This is a genomic window from Limosilactobacillus difficilis, assembly GCF_947387495.1.
In the GTDB taxonomy this organism is placed as follows: Bacteria; Bacillota; Bacilli; order Lactobacillales; family Lactobacillaceae; genus Limosilactobacillus; species Limosilactobacillus difficilis.
On record NZ_CANDNU010000100.1, the window covers coordinates 1 to 899 of the forward strand.

At 39.4% G+C, this 899-nt stretch carries 1 protein-coding gene; it reads left to right on the forward strand.

All coding sequences use genetic code 11. The features are described from left to right. The first annotated feature begins 371 nt into the window (after positions 1–371). The gene (locus QOR82_RS09120; protein WP_283584421.1) at positions 372–782 is read left to right on the forward strand and encodes a hypothetical protein; all 411 of its coding nucleotides are present in this window, start codon (positions 372–374) and stop codon (positions 780–782) included. Positions 783–899 lie beyond the last annotated feature (117 nt).

Sequence of the window (899 nt, forward strand, 5' to 3'; positions counted from 1 at the left end):
GTTCTCATCAACCAATAATTAATTGGTCAGTGCTATTTATTTCAGCTTAGTGGCTAACTTATTCTTGAAATTTAGATTTAGGTAAAAAACACTTTAATTGTCTTAAAAAACAAAAGTATGATTGACTTTTATTCACCTAGCAGTATAGACAATTTGTATTTTGATGCAAGAAGGAAAGGTTAAATTATTAGAAAAGTAAAGTTGCTTTCTTGGATAGATAAACGAGAAGCGGTGAATAGTTTCATTATTAAATGAGTGAAAGAGTGAAAAGCTAACAGTAATTTTTATAAGATAAGAGTAAATCAAGAAAGGAGGGGTAGAAATGCAAACGTACACACGACAAGCACAGGGGGGCGGACATACCGCGGATAATGGTAAATATTAATGATGCCAAGGTTCAGCTAAAGGCCACTGGAGGCTCCCAGTGGCGAGAAAAATATCCGGCAGAAACTGATATTTTCAAAGCCGGTCATGGCGATGTCTTTATTAATGGCCAGGATATTGCTGGTTTTGCGGCAGTGATTGTGGGCAGTGAACCAACTTATCAAAAGATTGCGGGGACCTGGCAGCAGCCGGTGGAAGATAATATTCCGGACGCCAGCTTTCTCTACCAGGAGGATTTCGAAGCGATGGGTCAGACCAGCCGTTACTCCAGTTTTCCATTCTTCTTCTCCAACTTGACTCAGGTAATTAAAGCCACCACGAAGCGTTTTGATGCTGATAATCGAAAAGCTGTTAAAATTGTCGATCCGTATAATCAAATAGAAGTCTATGGTACCTAACTCAAAAGTGACCGTGACCATATTCAACCATTGCTTAAACGGTGGATTATAGAATGAAGTTAGCCACCTAATTGGTGGTAAATGCAAAAACGCCATTCGGCGTGACATCAGGTATCA

Coding starts and splice junctions, on each gene's coding strand:
- QOR82_RS09120 (WP_283584421.1), top strand. CDS start 372: ATGGTAAATATTAATGATGCCAAGGTTCAGCTAAAGGCCACTGGAGGC.